The organism is Streptomyces kronopolitis (assembly GCF_050953795.1).
Taxonomy (GTDB): Bacteria; Actinomycetota; Actinomycetes; order Streptomycetales; family Streptomycetaceae; genus Streptomyces; species Streptomyces kronopolitis_A.
Genome location: NZ_CP191850.1, coordinates 4,048,473 through 4,063,026, shown reverse-complemented (window position 1 = coordinate 4,063,026; position 14,554 = coordinate 4,048,473). Strand labels below are relative to the sequence as shown.

15 protein-coding genes are annotated in these 14,554 nt (G+C 75.6%); 11 read left to right on the top strand and 4 right to left on the bottom strand.

Annotated elements, in window-relative coordinates:
* Positions 1 to 28 precede the first annotated feature (28 nt).
* From ACQP17_RS17885 to ACQP17_RS17860, 6 genes are all read left to right on the top strand, one after another.
* Positions 29 to 256, top strand: a complete 228-nt coding sequence (locus ACQP17_RS17885) for a hypothetical protein (RefSeq protein ID WP_433857173.1) — start codon at positions 29 to 31, stop codon at positions 254 to 256.
* Positions 253 to 1,239: an acyl-CoA desaturase gene (locus ACQP17_RS17880; protein ID WP_433857172.1), complete on the top strand. Its 987-nt coding sequence runs from the start codon at positions 253 to 255 to the stop codon at positions 1,237 to 1,239. Before ACQP17_RS17885 ends, ACQP17_RS17880 begins: the two co-directional genes overlap by 4 nt.
* Positions 1,236 to 1,670 (top strand): DUF5994 family protein, encoded by a 435-nt coding sequence (locus tag ACQP17_RS17875; RefSeq protein WP_433857171.1) that lies wholly within the window; start codon positions 1,236 to 1,238, stop codon positions 1,668 to 1,670. The genes ACQP17_RS17880 and ACQP17_RS17875 overlap by 4 nt, the downstream gene beginning before the upstream one ends.
* Before the next feature lie 402 nt (positions 1,671 to 2,072).
* Positions 2,073 to 2,627 carry a DUF6344 domain-containing protein gene (locus ACQP17_RS17870; RefSeq protein ID WP_433857170.1) on the top strand — a complete coding sequence of 185 codons (555 nt, stop codon included), beginning with the start codon at positions 2,073 to 2,075 and terminating at the stop codon, positions 2,625 to 2,627.
* A gap of 986 nt (positions 2,628 to 3,613) precedes the next feature.
* Positions 3,614 to 4,222, top strand: a complete 609-nt coding sequence (locus ACQP17_RS17865) for a transglycosylase family protein (RefSeq protein ID WP_433857169.1) — start codon at positions 3,614 to 3,616, stop codon at positions 4,220 to 4,222.
* Between the two features lie 216 nt (positions 4,223 to 4,438).
* Entirely contained in the window at positions 4,439 to 4,819 is a 381-nt protein-coding gene (locus ACQP17_RS17860; protein ID WP_433859934.1) for a hypothetical protein, read from the top strand.
* 196 nt (positions 4,820 to 5,015) lie between these two features.
* On the opposite strand, the gene ACQP17_RS17855 is transcribed toward ACQP17_RS17860, so the two are convergent.
* Together ACQP17_RS17855 and ACQP17_RS17850 are read right to left on the bottom strand one after the other, a co-directional pair.
* Positions 5,016 to 5,369, bottom strand: coding sequence for a hypothetical protein (locus tag ACQP17_RS17855; protein WP_433859933.1), 354 nt, complete (start codon positions 5,367 to 5,369; stop codon positions 5,016 to 5,018).
* A 307-nt stretch (positions 5,370 to 5,676) separates the two neighbouring features.
* Positions 5,677 to 5,964, bottom strand: coding sequence for a hypothetical protein (locus tag ACQP17_RS17850; protein WP_364873713.1), 288 nt, complete (start codon positions 5,962 to 5,964; stop codon positions 5,677 to 5,679).
* Between the two features lie 190 nt (positions 5,965 to 6,154).
* Between ACQP17_RS17850 and ACQP17_RS17845 the strand changes: the two genes are divergently transcribed.
* The 4 genes from ACQP17_RS17845 to mptB all read left to right on the top strand — a co-directional run bounded on the left by ACQP17_RS17845 (position 6,155) and on the right by mptB (position 11,409).
* A complete protein-coding gene (locus ACQP17_RS17845; RefSeq protein ID WP_433857168.1) occupies positions 6,155 to 7,285 on the top strand; it encodes a site-2 protease family protein in 1,131 nt (376 codons plus the stop codon).
* A 114-nt stretch (positions 7,286 to 7,399) separates the two neighbouring features.
* The gene (locus ACQP17_RS17840; RefSeq protein WP_433857167.1) at positions 7,400 to 8,140 is read left to right on the top strand and encodes a PP2C family protein-serine/threonine phosphatase; all 741 of its coding nucleotides are present in this window, start codon (positions 7,400 to 7,402) and stop codon (positions 8,138 to 8,140) included.
* 102 nt (positions 8,141 to 8,242) lie between these two features.
* The gene (locus ACQP17_RS17835; protein ID WP_433857166.1) at positions 8,243 to 9,736 is read left to right on the top strand and encodes an alpha/beta hydrolase; all 1,494 of its coding nucleotides are present in this window, start codon (positions 8,243 to 8,245) and stop codon (positions 9,734 to 9,736) included.
* A 122-nt stretch (positions 9,737 to 9,858) separates the two neighbouring features.
* Positions 9,859 to 11,409, top strand: a complete 1,551-nt coding sequence (gene mptB / locus ACQP17_RS17830) for a polyprenol phosphomannose-dependent alpha 1,6 mannosyltransferase MptB (RefSeq protein ID WP_433857165.1) — start codon at positions 9,859 to 9,861, stop codon at positions 11,407 to 11,409.
* A gap of 41 nt (positions 11,410 to 11,450) precedes the next feature.
* Here mptB and ACQP17_RS17825 read toward each other — a convergent pair whose 3' ends face one another.
* Both ACQP17_RS17825 and ACQP17_RS17820 read right to left on the bottom strand, forming a co-directional pair.
* Positions 11,451 to 12,479, bottom strand: a complete 1,029-nt coding sequence (locus ACQP17_RS17825; RefSeq protein ID WP_433857164.1) for a lysylphosphatidylglycerol synthase domain-containing protein — start codon at positions 12,477 to 12,479, stop codon at positions 11,451 to 11,453.
* Complete coding sequence (locus ACQP17_RS17820) at positions 12,476 to 13,318, bottom strand: PIG-L deacetylase family protein (RefSeq protein ID WP_433857163.1); 843 nt, start codon at positions 13,316 to 13,318, stop codon at positions 12,476 to 12,478. Before ACQP17_RS17820 ends, ACQP17_RS17825 begins: the two co-directional genes overlap by 4 nt.
* Positions 13,319 to 13,377: 59 nt before the next feature.
* On the opposite strand from ACQP17_RS17820, the gene ACQP17_RS17815 reads away from it, so the two are divergent.
* Complete coding sequence (locus tag ACQP17_RS17815) at positions 13,378 to 14,493, top strand: glycosyltransferase family 4 protein (RefSeq protein ID WP_433857162.1); 1,116 nt, start codon at positions 13,378 to 13,380, stop codon at positions 14,491 to 14,493.
* The last annotated feature ends 61 nt before the right edge of the window (positions 14,494 to 14,554 follow it).

Genomic DNA, 14,554 nt, shown 5'->3' with positions numbered 1-14,554 from the left:
TGACCGAGGTATGCGGTGAGGTGAGCACATGCAGACGCTGTGGACCGTGGTCGTGCTGCTGGCGCTGGTCGCGCTGGGCGCACTGTTCCTCGCCCGGCTCAACGCACAGAACACCGGGCGGATGCCCCACCACCGGTACGCGGACTGGAGGGAGTCGCGGCGGCTGCGCAGACAGCAGCAGGCCGAGGCCGCCCGGAGCGGACCGCACGTGGCCGGCCCGGCGCCGCCCTCCGGCAAGGCGGGAAGCGACCTGTGACCTCCGCGGCCCGCGGCGCCCCGCCGGCTCGGGACTACGACGGGACCTCGCCGTTCCCCGACCGCGACGCCCCCTCCCCGCCGACCGGCGGCCGCAGGATGTACGTGACGGTGACCGGCATCATCGTCGTCGCCCCCTTCGTCGGACTGGCCGTCGCGATCCCCCTGCTGTGGGGCAGCGTCGTGCACCTGACCGACCTCGTGCTGCTGGTGGTCTTCTACGTCATCAGCGGGCTGGGCGTCACCATCGGCTTCCACCGCGGACTGACCCACGGCAGCTACACCGCCACCCCCGTGCTGCGGGTCGCCCTGGCCGTGGCCGGCTCGCTCAGCTTCCAGGGCGATGTCATCGACTGGGTCGCCACCCACCGCCGCCATCACGCCTTCACCGACCGCCCCGGCGATCCGCACTCCCCCTACCGCTACGGCACCGGCCTGCGCGGTCAGCTGCGCGGACTGGTGCACTCGCACATCGGCTGGCTGTTCGGTGACGACCCCACCTCGCACCGCCGCTACGCGCCCGACCTGCTCGCCGACCCCGGCATCCGGGCGGTGGACCGGGCGTTTCCCCTGCTGTGCCTGCTCACCCTCGGCCTGCCCTTCGCGCTCGGCTGGGCGCTGGGCGGCTCCTGGGTCACCGCGCTGACCGCCCTGCTGTGGGCGGGATTCGTCCGGATCGCGCTGCTGCACCATGTGACCTGGAGCGTCAATTCGCTCTGCCACCTCATCGGTGAGCGGCCCTTCCGCACCCGCCGCCACGACCGGGCGACCAATCTGTGGCCGCTGGCCCTGCTGTCGTTCGGCGAGAGCTGGCACAACCTGCACCACGCCGACCCGACCTGCGCCCGGCACGGCGTCGACCGCGGGCAGGTCGATGTGTCCGCCGCCGTCATCCGGCTCTTCGAACGGCTCGGCTGGGTCCGGGACGTGCACTGGCCGGACCCGGCGCGGGTGGCGGCCCGCCGCATCGGGAGCACCGCATGACCGCCGTCGCCAAGGACCACCCGCACGCCGACCCGCACCGGCACCACGCGCCCCCGCCCGTCGCCCGCCTGACCTTCGCCCCGCACACCGGTACGGCGCGGCGCATCGACGGCGTCTGGTGGCCGCACTCGGCCGATCTCCTGGCCGAACTCCCCGAACTGTTGACCGCGTTGCCCTTCGACTGGCCGCGGATCACGCACGCCACCGTGAACGGCAAGGCCTGGCCCGCGCTCCCGTCCCACATCCTCGTCGAGGGCCATGTGGTGCGCCTGCGCAGGACCGCCGGCCGCCCCGGGCCGGACACCGTCTGTCTGGTCTCGATGGGCCGGGGCCGCTGGGACCTGCTGATCATCCCGCCCGGCATCCCCGAGCCGACGGGCGTGCGCATGATGGCGCAGATGGCGCGCACCGGCGAGCTGACACCGGCCTGAGCCCGGCCCCGCCCTGCCCTGAGCCCGGCTCCGCCCTGAGCCCGGATGTGGCTCGCGCCCGGCCATAACCCGGGTTCCCGTCCGGCGCACCCGCAGGCGTCCCGACCCGCGTCGCGGCGCGGGTGAAGACCCCGGCCGGCCGGGCCCGCGACCTGCGCTCCCCCGCCCCTGGAGGGCCGCGGCTACTGCGTACGGGTGGTGTTCATCGGAAGAACGCCGATCCGGGGGCGTCGGTCCGCGATTCCTCCCATTGCGTACTCATCATAAGAAAACGCAACAGAAGCGACGCCATCCGAGCGGTGCACCCCGGAAGCGGAGCGACTGGAGCGATGCACCACCGGCACGACGGAAGTAGACGCAACGGATCTCTCGGGGAGAGGTCCTCACCGAAAGTGAGGGGCCATGGCTGCGACCAAGGTCATGAAGTTCTGGGCGGTGTGCCTTGCCGTGCTCGGCAGGCTGCTGGCATCACTGGGTGTCTCCGCGACCGCCTCGGCGGCGCGCCGGGACGCCGCACTGTACGAGCGGACGCCGGGCAAGGAGAGCACGGGCGGCGAGGCCCCGGGCGCGGGAGTTGCCGAGGCGGTGGGCCACGGCGCGTCGGACCGGCCGGGAGCGGGGTCTCCCTCGGTGCCCGCGCCGCGCGCCGTACCGCTGTACGGCCAGGCCGGATCGGGACGCCGCAGGTTCCCGCGGCCCGAGCTGCCGCCGACGATCAAGCAGCGCATCCTCGCCGAGGCGCACGGCACCTCACCCGGCATGCGCAGCCGACGCAGCTACACGGCCGATCCGCTGACCTCCGACGACTGCGCCGACCAGGACGCGACAGCCCAGGCCACCGCGGCCCCGGCAGACGCCAAGCCGGCCGCCGCCGCGCCTGCCGATGCCCACGCCGACGCACGCGGCGCGGTCATCCCGGCGGCCCGCAACCGCGCGCACACCGCCGGTGTCATCTGACCTCGGGTTTTCGACGGTTCGACGGCTCGACGGTTCGACGGCTCCGATGATTCCGACGGCTCGGCCCGCCCCGACGAGGGACGGACACGAGACGGACGAGGCGCGTGACAGATCCGCGCCGAGAAGAGCGGTCACCGGCACGATCCACCGCCGGCACACCGGTGGGCACCTCCGGAGCAGTTCCGGCGGACAGATCCCACCGCCCGGTCCGGCAGCGGATCCCGAGGCGGGCTCCCGCAGCGGAGCCGCACGACGGACCAGCAGCCCGGGCAACGCCCACGCGGACGCAGGAAATGACGCGGCCGCAGAACTGACGCGGACACCGAAGTCCAACCGACGTAGAGGCACAACCGACGTAGAGACAGACCTGGCACAGACGCAGGAGCGGACACCGGAGCCGTCGCAGACGTGTTCCACGTGAAACATCCGCAGACGCCGGACCCACCGCAACGGCCGGTCCACGCACAGACCTGAACGACCCTTACCACGCCCGGAGTTCAACGGCCCAGCCCCCACGGGGCACCGGTCCCGGACCCTCCCCGGCTCCAGCCCGAGAACCGCACGCAGCGCCTGCGTAGCGGAATTTCCGTGGGTGGCGAGCGGGAAGCGGTCGACGGCATGACCGCGCAGAGGCCGTGCGGACTCCCACCGGGTGAGGTCGGGGCTCGGCGTATCCCGCCGCGACCCGTTCGAGGGCTCCCGTCGGCGCCGTCGCGGCACGTGGCTCCCCGCCGCCCGCCGCACCGCCGCGCACCCCGTACGAGGCGCTGCCCGTCGCCTGACCGCGCCCGTCCGCCGCTCGCGGCTGTCGCCGTCCGCCGCCCCGGTCCGCCGGTTGCTGCCACGCGCCCACCCGGGTGAAACCCCGCATGTCGCGCTCCTCAAGCACGCCAAAAACCATATTGCCGGGTTAGTTGGTGCGTGCCCACCGGTCGTGGCGAGTCACTGCGCCACGGCGTTGCCGGAGCACAGCGGAGGAAACCGTCATGCCGTCGCACCTAGCCAAACGGTCCGTCGAAACGCTGCTGTTCGTGCTGCTGGTCATGCTGGGAGTCCTCGGCCCCGCCGGCCGGGGCGCCGCCGTGTCCCGCGCGCCCGCCGGCCCGCCGGGCCCCGACTGGGAGCGGATCGCCGCCTGCGAGAGCAGCGGCCGCTGGCACATCAACACCGGAAACGGCTACCACGGCGGGCTGCAGATCGACCTCGCCACCTGGCGCGCGTACGGGGGCGACCGCTTCGCCCCGCGTGCCGACCTCGCCAGCCGCGCCCAGCAGATCGCCGTCGGTGAGCGCATCGTCCGCGACCGCGGCCTGTCGGCCTGGCCGAACTGCGCCCGGGTGACCTCGGCGAGCGACCGTACCCTCCCCGCCGACCAGGAGGCCGCCGCGGCCGGCCCGAGCCGGGGCCCCGCCACCCGCGCTCTGCGGTCCGCCGCCCGCACCCATGTGGTGCGCCGCGGCGACAGCCTCTCCGCCGTCGCCGCGCACGCCCGGGTCCCGGGCGGCACCAAGGCCCTGTACGGCCTGAACAAGGGCACCCTCCACCGGGGCCCGGACCACCTCCGCCCGGGCCAGCGGCTGCGGCTGCGGTCGTAGGACGCGCCCGCGACATCCCGCCCGGCTCGCGCCGTCCGGCACGCCCCGGACGGCGCAGCCCGGCGGCCGTTGGTGTGCCGTCGCAGGGCCGTCACGGTGAATCCGGTGATCGATCAGGGTGAATGCGCGGGACGGGCCGTTGCGCACGCTTGGCGGATGGAGGCACGGCCGGTAGCAAGTCCGCGGGGTACCAACCGCGAGGTGCAGGAGCACACAGTGAAGAACATGGCACGGTTCAATGTGGTGATTGCGGGAGCGTGCGGTCTGCTCCTGGCCGCCGGCGGGGCCTCGCCCGCCCAGGCCTGGGACGGGCCGTTCGACGACGGGGGCGGCGTGTGGAACAGCGACACCGTGGCCAGCTTCCACGCCGGATTCAACTGCACCCAGCGCGCCCGGATCTGCATCAACGGGCCACTGAACAGCGGAAACGTTCAGAACTCGCAGAACGTCCACTTGTCGGGCAACAACAGCAACAGCGGTAGCCCGACCAACGTCAACGGCAACACCAACGACGACGCGGGCGGCACGACCGGAGCCGAGAACAAGACCAGCAACAACCAGCAGCACATCGGCCACGGCGGCCGGCAGCGCCTGTGATCCGCCGCTGACCCGTCACACCCTCCGGCCCCGGATCGCTCCGGGGCCGGAGTCGTTCCCGGCGGGAGTCGTTCCGGGCGGGCCCCGGGGGCGCTGCGGCGGAGGCGGGGCCGCACACGGTGATCGCCCGGCGGAGGCCGCCGGGCGATCGGGAAGGGCCGCGGGGGAACGGGCCCCGGCCGGGGCCCGTTCCGGGTCAGGGCAGGCGCAGGATGCGCTGGAGGTTGTTGCCGCTGTCCTTCGACGCGCCGGTGACGCTGTCGCCGCTGTTCGTGGACCCGTTGGTGTTGTGGAGATTGCCGCTGTTGTTGGGGTTGCCGTGGTTGATGAAGTTGCCGCTGTGCAGGCTGTTGCCGCTGTGGACCGGCCCGTTGACGCAGGGGTGCGGCGATCTGACCACCGGGGACTTGTAGTTGAAGTCGGCGAGGCGGTTGTTGCAGATCACTCCGGAGACCATGCCGGCCACGGTGCCGACGTCGGCACCCGCCACCGCCGACAGCAGCGAGTCACCCGGAACGGTCACGGCCCGGGCGACCCCGCCACCGAGCATCACCAGTCCACATGCCCCGACGATGCTCCCTGCCTGCGCAATTCTTCTCACGTCGCTCCTCGCCTCCGCGTCCGTCCGATGCCAGACGTATCGTCCTGCCGTTGCGCTCCCGCACCGTCGTTCAACCCGCCAGGAGCGAAACGCTCGGCGGCCACAATCAGCCGGGTGGCCCAACGCGTCATGCGCCCTTTTGCGCGCGGAGCGGGTACCGGCCGGGCGGCGCGGAGGCAGGCGGACGGGAGCAGGCGGACGGGGGCAGGCGAAGGCTCCGGGCGGCCGCTCACCCGGTGGCCGCGCCGCGGCGGGCTCAGAGGACGAGCCGCTCCGGCATCGGCTGCTCGACGCCGTCCAGCTCCAGCGTGCACCGGGGCATGGAAGGCACCAGATGCGGCTGGCGCAGCAGGACCCGGAAGGGGTGGACGGGCTCCTCGGGAAGCTCGCCGGTCAGCACGTTCATCCCGGCGCTGTGCTCCTTCTGGTAGGCGATCACCTTGCCGTCCACCAGGAGCTCGACCTCCCCGGCCCGGCCGGGCCCCACGTTCACGGTGATCGAGTGATCACCCTGGTCCAGGTGGAAGTGGTGGCTCTGACCCATGTCGCACCTCCCGCGTGCTGCGCCGCCGGACGGGGTCGCCGTCCGTACGGCCGGCCGTGCTTCCGTCTCTCCAGCGTAGGTTCCGCGCGCGACAATGGTGAGGTGAGGACCGGGCGGTCACTTCCCGGAGCGCGGGCCGACGAGGTCCGCCCCGGGTGGCGGCCGGGCACCGGGCGGGCAGGAGACGCGCATGAACGGCTCGGTCCGTGTGGGACATGTGGTCGGGGTGCCGCTGCGCATGCACTGGAGCGTGCCGCTGCTGATCGGCCTGTTCGCGTACGCGCTGGGCCGGCAGGGCCTGCCCGTCTGGACGCCGGGCCGCCCGGGCGCGGTCTACGCCCTCGCCGGGGTCGTCGGGGCCGCGCTGCTCATGGGCAGCCTGCTGCTGCACGAGACGGCGCATGCCGCGACCGCCCTGCGCAAGAAGATCTCCGTCGAGGACGTCACGCTGTGGGCGCTGGGCGGCACCACCCGGATGGGGCGGCCCAAGACCGCCGCGGCGGCGTTCGCGGTGGCCGTCAGCGGGCCGCTGACCAGCCTGGTCATCGGCGGGGTCGCGCTCGGCGCCGGGTTCGGGCTGCACCGGCTGTCCGGCTGGGCGGTGCCCGCCGTCGTCCTGGCCTGGCTGGGCTGGGCGAATCTGTTCCTGGGCGTGTTCAACCTGCTGCCGGCCGTGCCGCTGGACGGCGGCCGGGTGGTGCAGGCCGTGCTGTGGTGGCGCACCGGGGACCGGGACCGCGCGGACGTGGTGGCCTCCCGGGGCGGCCAGATCATGGGGCTGCTGCTGGTGGCCGCCGGCTGGATCGCCGTGCTGCGGGGCGCGCCGAGCGGGCTGTGGATCGTCTTCGTCGGCCTGTTCATCATGGTCGTCGCCGGGGCCGAGCGGCGCCGTGCCGCGCTGCACGCCGCGCTGCGCGGGGTCACGGTGGCCGAGGCGATGTCCAGCCCGGTGACGACCGGCGCCGACTGGCTGACCGTCCAGCGCTTCATCGACGAGGTCGCCGTGCCCTCGCGGCACTCCGCGCTGCCGCTGGTCGACTTCGACGGCCGCCCCAGCGGCGTCGTGCAGCTGCGCCGGCTGGCGTCCCTGCCGGTGGCGAGCCGGGAGAGCGTGCGGGTGCGCGAGGTGGCGATCCCGCTGTCCCAGTGCGCCGTCGCCGCCCCGGACGAGCCGCTGAGCACGGCGCTCGACCGGCTCACCCTGCGCAGCGGGGCCCGCATCCTCGTCGTGGACGGCGGGCGGCTGGTGGGCATCGCCACCGGCAAGGACATCTCCCGGCTGATGCAGCGCGGCTCCCTGAGCGGCCGGGAACCCCGCTGACCGGCCGGTGACCGTCCAGCGGGCGCGCGGGACGGGACCCCGGCGCGACAATGGGGGCACGGCACGCCGCGGGCCCGCCGTGGTGGAGCACGACCGGGGACGGGGGACGCGTCCATGCAGTACGTCACCGTGACCGCGCTGAGCCACACCGGACTGGTCCGCGAGCACAACGAGGACAGCCTGGTGGCCGGCCCCTGGACGCTCTGCGGCACGGTGACCGAGAACCCGCAGACCCTGGTGTTCCCGCTCGGCGGCCCGCTGGTCGTCGCGGTCGCCGACGGCATCGGCGGGCAGCCGGCCGGCGAGGTGGCCAGCGCGCTGACCGTGCGGCAACTGGCGGCGCTCGGCCCGTCACTGGACGGCGAGGAGGCCGTCCGTGACGCCCTGAACCTCTGCAACCACGCGGTGTACGCGGCCGCTGACCGGGACCCGGAGCTGTGCACCATGGGCACGACGGTGGCCGGCGCCGTCGTGCGGGACGGGTCGGTGCTGGTGTTCAACGTCGGCGACAGCCGGGTGCTGGACGCGGGCGCGGACGGTCTGCGGCAGGTGAGCGTGGACGACAGCCCGCCGCTCACTCCGGGCCGGACCACCACCTCCCTCGTGACCCAGGCGCTCGGCGGGGCACCGGAGTTCACGCCGGTCGTCCCGCACCTCACGACCGCGCCGCTCGCCACGGGCGCCCGCTACCTGGTGTGCACCGACGGCCTGACCGACCACGTCCCGCAGGACGAGATCGCGGAGTTGCTGCGGCAGCACAGCGGCGGCCGGGCCGCCTTCGAACTGTGGAGGTCCGCCATCGAGGCGGGGGGCCCCGACAACATCACGCTGGCGCTGATCGGCATCGGCGAGTAGCCCGGAGCGGCTCCGTGCGGACCGCTTACTCGGGTCAACCCCCCTGCGGGCACTGAGGGTTGCCGGATGGGCGGTCGCGAATGGCTCAACCACCCTTGCCCCATGACGACTTACGCCTCCCGGGTGCGGGCCTCCGCGCTCTGTCTCGCGGTCCTCGCCGCCACGGTGACCACCGCACAGCCGGCCGGCGCGGCCGGCGTCCGCACCCCCGCGCTCGCGTGGCGGCCGTGCGCCGGCCCCCAGGACCCGCCCGGCCGGGAGTGCGCCACCCTGCCCGTCCCGCTCGACTACCGCGACCCCGGCGGCCCGCGGCTCGGCCTCGCCGTGACCCGGGTGCGCAGCGAGCGGCCCGCGGCGCGCCGGGGCACGCTGCTGGTCGTCCCCGGCGGGCCGGGCGGCTCCGGACTGAGCCGGATGACGGCGAAGGGCGCGGCGCTGAGTCGGGCGACGGCGGGGGCGTACGACCTGGTCAGTTTCGATCCGCGCGGGGTGGGCGGCAGTTCGCGGGCGGGCTGCGGGCTCGCCCCGGAGGACCGGCACCTGGTCACCCTGCGGTCCTGGCCGGGCCCGGACGGCGGCATCGCGGAGAACACCGCCCGCTCCCGGCGGATCGCCGAGGCGTGCCATCGGAACGGCGGGGCGGTGGTGCCCAGCATGACCACGGCGAACGAGGTGCGCGACATCGACCGCCTGCGCCGGGCCCTGGGCGAGGAGAAGCTGTCGGCCTGGGGTGTCTCGTACGGGTCCTATGTCGCGGCGGTGTACGCGCAGAAGTACCCGCGGCACACCGACCGCTGGGTGCTGGACAGCACCGGCGACCCCGATCCGTTCCGGGTGGAGCGGGGGTGGCTGGCGAACACGGCGGTCGGCGCGGACGACCGGTTCCCGGACTTCGCGGCCTGGGCGGCGGACCCGGCCCGCGGGGAACTGCGGCTGGCCCGGCGCGCCGCGGACGTCCGGCCGCTGTTCCTCGCGCTGGCGGCGAAGCTGGACCGCGCGCCGAAGCCGTCCACCACCCCGGGCGTCCCGCTGACCGGCAACCGGCTGCGGCAGGCGATGCAGAACGCCCTGGTCGGCGACGACCTCTTCGAGGGGCTGGCCCGGCTCGTGCGGGCCGCCCGCGATCCGGCCGCCGTGCCGGTGCTGCCGGCCGCCGTCGCCGGGCCGCTGCCCGACGAGGACGCGGCCGTCACGATGGCGACCGTCTGCAACGATGTGCGCTGGCCGGCGTCGCTGCCCGCCTACCGGCGTGCGGTGGCCGCCGACCGGGTCCGGCATCCGCTCACCGGCGGGATGCCGGTGAACGTCTCGGCCTGCGCCTTCTGGAAGGACGCGCCGGCCGGCGAACCCACCCGGATCACCGCGGACGGGCCCGCCGACATCCTGATGATCCAGAACCGCCGGGACCCCAACACCCCGTACGCCGGTGCCCTGAAGATGCGTCAGGCGCTCGGCGGCCGGGCCGCTCTGGTCACCCTCGGCCACGGCGGGCACGGCGCCTACCTGGGCAACGGCAACGCCTGCGGGGACCGCACGGTGACCACGTTCCTGACGACGGGGCGGCGCCCGCAGCAAGACAGCTACTGCGCCGACTGAACCGCGGCGCCGCAGCGGTGACGGGCCGTCCGCCGCGGCGGCGCGGGCCCGCCCGCCCACGGACGGGCGACTTGCCCGGCCGTGTGCGCCGCCGCGGCCCGCTCCGCGTCTAGGTTGGCCGGATGAGCGCGGCAGCGAGCACCGTCCGGGGAGCCGTGCTCCTGGGCACACTGGGATCCGTGCTGCTGGGGGCCGGTGCCTGGGCATCCGGGGCGCTGCCGCCGGGAGTTGCGGACGGGGTGTGGGGCCGGCGCGGGGAGCCGTTCACCTCGGTGTGCGTGGCGCTGTCCTATGCGGGGCTGGTGCTGCTGCTCACCGCCTGGTGGCGGCTGGGCGGCCTCCTCGCGTCCGGGGCGGCCGCCGGGCGGCGGCAGCTGCGGACGGCGCTGTGGTGCTGGGCGCTGCCGCTGGTGCCGGGCCCGCTGCTGGGCAGCAGCGACGCCTACAGCTATCTCGCCCAGGGCGCGCTGGCGGGCCGCGGCCTGGATGTCTATGTGCTGGGTCCGGCGGCCCTGGGCGGCCCGCTCGCGGCCAACGTCCCGGGGATGTGGCACGACGCGCCGGCCCCCTACGGACCGCTGTCCGTCGCCGTGGCCCGCGCCGTGGTGGCGCTCACCGGGGAAGGGCACGTGGTGGCCGCGGCGCTGGGGCTGCGGCTGGTGGCACTGGCCGGGGTGGGGCTGCTGGTGTGGTCGCTGGGACGGCTGGCGGGCACCTCGGGCCCGGGGGCGGCCGGCGCGTTGTGGGCCGGGGCGCTCAGTCCGCTGGTGCTGCTGCACCTGGTGGGCGGGGCGCACAACGACGCGCTGCTGCTCGGGCTGGTGCCGGCCGGGCTGGTGGCGTTCCGCCGCGGGCGCTGGTGTCTGGGGACGGTCGTGCTGATCGCGGCGGTGCTGGTGAAGGCACCCGCCGTGGTGGCGTTGCTGTGCGCGGCCGCGGTGAGCGTGGCCGGGCGGGCCGGCCGGCGGGAGCGGTGGCGGCAGGCGGCGCGGCTCGCCGGGGTGGCCGCCGCCGCGCTGGTGGCGGGGGTGGCGGCGTGCGGCCAGGGGTGGGGCTGGCTGTGGACCCTGCGGACGCCCGCCGAGGTGCACACGCTGCTGTCCCTGAGCACCGACGCCGGCCATCTGCTGGGGTGGCTCGCCGAGGGGCTGGGGTGGGGCACGGCGGACGGGGCGATGACGGCCGCGCGGCTGGCCGGGCTCGCGGTGGGCCTGGTCGCGGTGGGCCTGTGCGTGTGGCGCGCCCCGCGGACCGGCGCCGAACGGGCCACGGGGGCGGGGCTGCTGGCGCTGGTGGCGGCCGCGCCGGTGGCCCAGCCCTGGTACGCGCTGTGGGCGGTGGTGCCGCTGGCGGCGGCCGACTGGCGGCCGCTGGCGCGGACCGGCGCGAAGGCGGCGGTGGTGGCGCTGACACTGGTGGTGATGCCCTCGGGCCAGGGGCCGACCTGGGCGAGCGGCTGCGCGGCGGTGGCCGGGGCGGCCGCGGCGCTGGCCGCGGTGGCGCTGTGGCGGCGCGGGGCGGGGGCGGCGGGACGGCCCGGGCCCGTGGCGTCCGGCCCGGCGCCCGGCCGCGTCGCCGCCGCCCCTTCCTGCGGAGCCGCCGCGCACCCGGGCGAGGCGCCGCCCCACGAGCCGCCGTACGAGACGGCGGAGCCGCGGCCCGGCCCGGGCTGACGCGCCCCGGCCGCCCCAAGGACCGGACCGGGTAGGGGAGTTCAGGGCGCGGCCGGTGCCGGTGCCGGCCGCCGTACCCCCGGGTGCAGCAGCCAGAGGGCCCCGGTGAGCGCGCCCAGCGGGATCTCCAGCAGATGCGTGAACGCGGCGTAGAGCAGCAGCGCCGCGGCCACCGCGGCGGGGGCCCCACCGAGGGCGACGAGGGCGACGGCGGCGGCGCTCTCGGTGACCCCGATCCCGCCCGGGGTCACCGCGATCTGGGTGAGCAGCCGGCTGGCGGCGAACACCGCGAGGGCGTCCCCGGTACCCGTACGGGCCCCCGCCGCGTGCAGACAGACCACGAACAGCGCGCCCTGGGCCGCCAGTGTGGCGGTCATCGCGCACATCAGCTGCGGCCACGAGCGGTGCAGCACGTCCCGGCCGGTGCGCACCCCCGCGGCCAGCCGCCTGGCGCCCGCGGTGATCCGGCGCCGCAGCGTCCCGGCGGGCGCGTCCGGCCGGCGGACCCGGGGCGCGCGGCGGCGGACGAGGGGGCGGACGGCGGCGTACACCGCGGGCAGGGCCAGGACCACCGCACCGGCGGCCGCCGCCCAGCCGATGCCGGGCACCGCCGTCCGGGCCAGCAGCAGGGCGCCCACCGCCGACAGGAACAGCCGGGCGGCGACGTTGCACACCCCGGTGAGCGCCACGCACACCGCCACCGCACCCGGCGGGTGCCCCCAGCGGCGCGTCATGGCGTAGGTGACCGCGACCCCGGCACCGCCGCCGAACGGCAGCAGATTGCTGACGGCGCTGCCGGTGCAGTGCACCAGCAGCGCCTGACGCCGCGTCAATCCCGGCAGGGCGGCGGTCAGGACGTAGGTGTAGGTCCACAGTGCGGCGGCCGCCGCGGCGCACATCAGGGCCGGTTGCGCGCCGCCGAGATGGGCGAGCCGGTCCCGGACGGCGGACCAGTCGGTGCCCGCCGCCCTCGGCACGGCCAGCGCCAGCAGCACCAGGCCGGCGGCGGAGGAGAGCACGCCCAGCAGCCGCCCGGCGCACGCCGGCAGCCGCCGGGCGCGGTGCGTCATCGGCGCGCTGCCGACGCCACGGTGCCCGCCAGGGTGGCCAGCGGATCGCGCAGGACGGGCCCGGCGGGCAGCCCGCGCTGGATGTACCACTCGGTTCCCAGCACCTGGCGGAAGGCCGGACCGGGCAGCCGGCCCAGGGCGGCCAGGGTGCGTTCGGAGTCACCGCCCCGCGCCTGGCTGAGGTGCGCGGCGAGGCTGGCGCGCTTGGCCCGCCAGTGGCGCTTGACCGGCACCCGGTGGGTGATCTCGGAGCGGGCGCCGTATGCCGCGCGGAAGGCGTCCCGGTCGAAGTCCGGCGGGAAGCGGTGCACCCAGGAGGCCGCCCGCAGCCCGCGCAGCAGCAGTGTCCGGTCGACGGTGGCCTCCAACACCACCGGGGTGCCCGCGAGGTGTGCCGCGCGGTAGCCGACGCGGTGCACCTGGACGTGGTCGGGATGGCCGTAGCCGCCGGCCGGGTCGTAGACGGTCAGCAGGTCGGCGCGCTCCTCGGCCAGGATGCCGGCCAGCCGGGCGGCCGCCTCCGCGACGTCCGCCGAGGCGAACGGCTGCGCGCCGCCGGGGGCGGGGGCGGCCGGGGCGCCGATGTGCCCGGAATCGGCGTAGCCGAGGAAGGCGACCCGCGCGCACCCCAGGATCCGGGCGGAGGCGTGCGCCTCCTCGCGGCGCACCCCGCCGAGGCCGTCGCCGCGCAGCGCGTCGGAGGTCAGCCCGCGTTCGCCCGCCGTGGCCAGGACCAGCACCACGCGGTGTCCCCGCCGGGCCAGGCCCGCCATGGTGCCGGCGGTCAGCAGGGCCTCGTCGTCCGGGTGGGCGTGGAAGAACAAACACGTATGTCGCACGAAGCATGATGTACCACCCCATACTGGTGGACTTCACGCCAGATTTCGGAAGTGCAGCCATGATCCTTCACATTTCAGACTGCTTTGCGCCGCGGACCGGAGGTATCGAGATCCAGGTCGCCGCCCTGGCCGCCGCGCAGCACCGGGCGGGTCAGGCCACCGAGGTCGCCACCGCCACGCCCGCCGCCCCGGGCGCACCGGAGACGCCATGGCCGTTTCCCGTGCACCGGCTCACCGCGCGGGTGCCCGGGCAGCTGCCCGTTCACCCCAGGGCGGGACAGGCGATCGACCGGCTGTTGACGACGCGTCACCCAAGGGTGGTGCATGTGCACCTGGGCGCCGCCTCCCCGTTCGCCTGGGCGGCGCTGGCCTGCGCGCGGCGGCGCGGCATCCCGGCCGTGGCCACCATCCACAGCATGTGGGACCCGGTCGTGCGGGTCATGTACCGCCTGCTGAGCCGCACCGGACACGGACCGGCCGCTCCGGTGGCCGTGACGACGGTGAGCCGGTCGGCCGCCCGGCTGGTCCGCCAGGCGCTGCCGGACCTGGCCCCGCGGGTCATCCCCAACGGCATCGACGCCGCGTGGTGGCGCACCCGCGCCGCGGCGGAGCGGCAGGACGGCCGGGTGCACGTGGTCGCCGTCGGCCGGCTCGTCCCGCGCAAGGAGCCCATGGAACTGCTGGCGGCGCTGCACTCCGCGCACACCCGGATGTCCCGTCAGGGCACGGCGCTGCGCGCCACCTTCGCGGGCGCCGGCCCGAGCCTGCGGCCGATACAGCGCTATCTGCGCCGCAACGGGATGGACGGCTGGATCCGTCTGGTGGGCCGCCTGCAGCCGCGGGAGGTCCGGGAACTGCTGTCCGAGGCGGACCTGTTCGTCAACGCGTCCTGCCGGGAGTCCTTCGGGATCGCGGCGCTGGAGGCGCGCACCAGCGGGCTGCCGGTGCTGGCCCGGGTGCACACCGGTGTCGCCGACTTCGTCCGGCACAACCGGGAGGGCGCGCTGTGCGGTCACTCCGCCTTCGCCCTCGCCGACGAGGTGCTCTGGCTGGCCCGCACCCCGGGGGCACGGCGCAGCCTGGCGGCCCACAACTGGGAGACCGAACCGGTGCACTGCACCTGGCCGGTGGTCACCGACGCTTTCGCGCACGCCTACGACGACGTCACCCGCTGACGCACCGCGCCGCCCCCTTCGCGCGGCGGCCACCGGGGAAAGCGGCCACCGCAACCGCCGG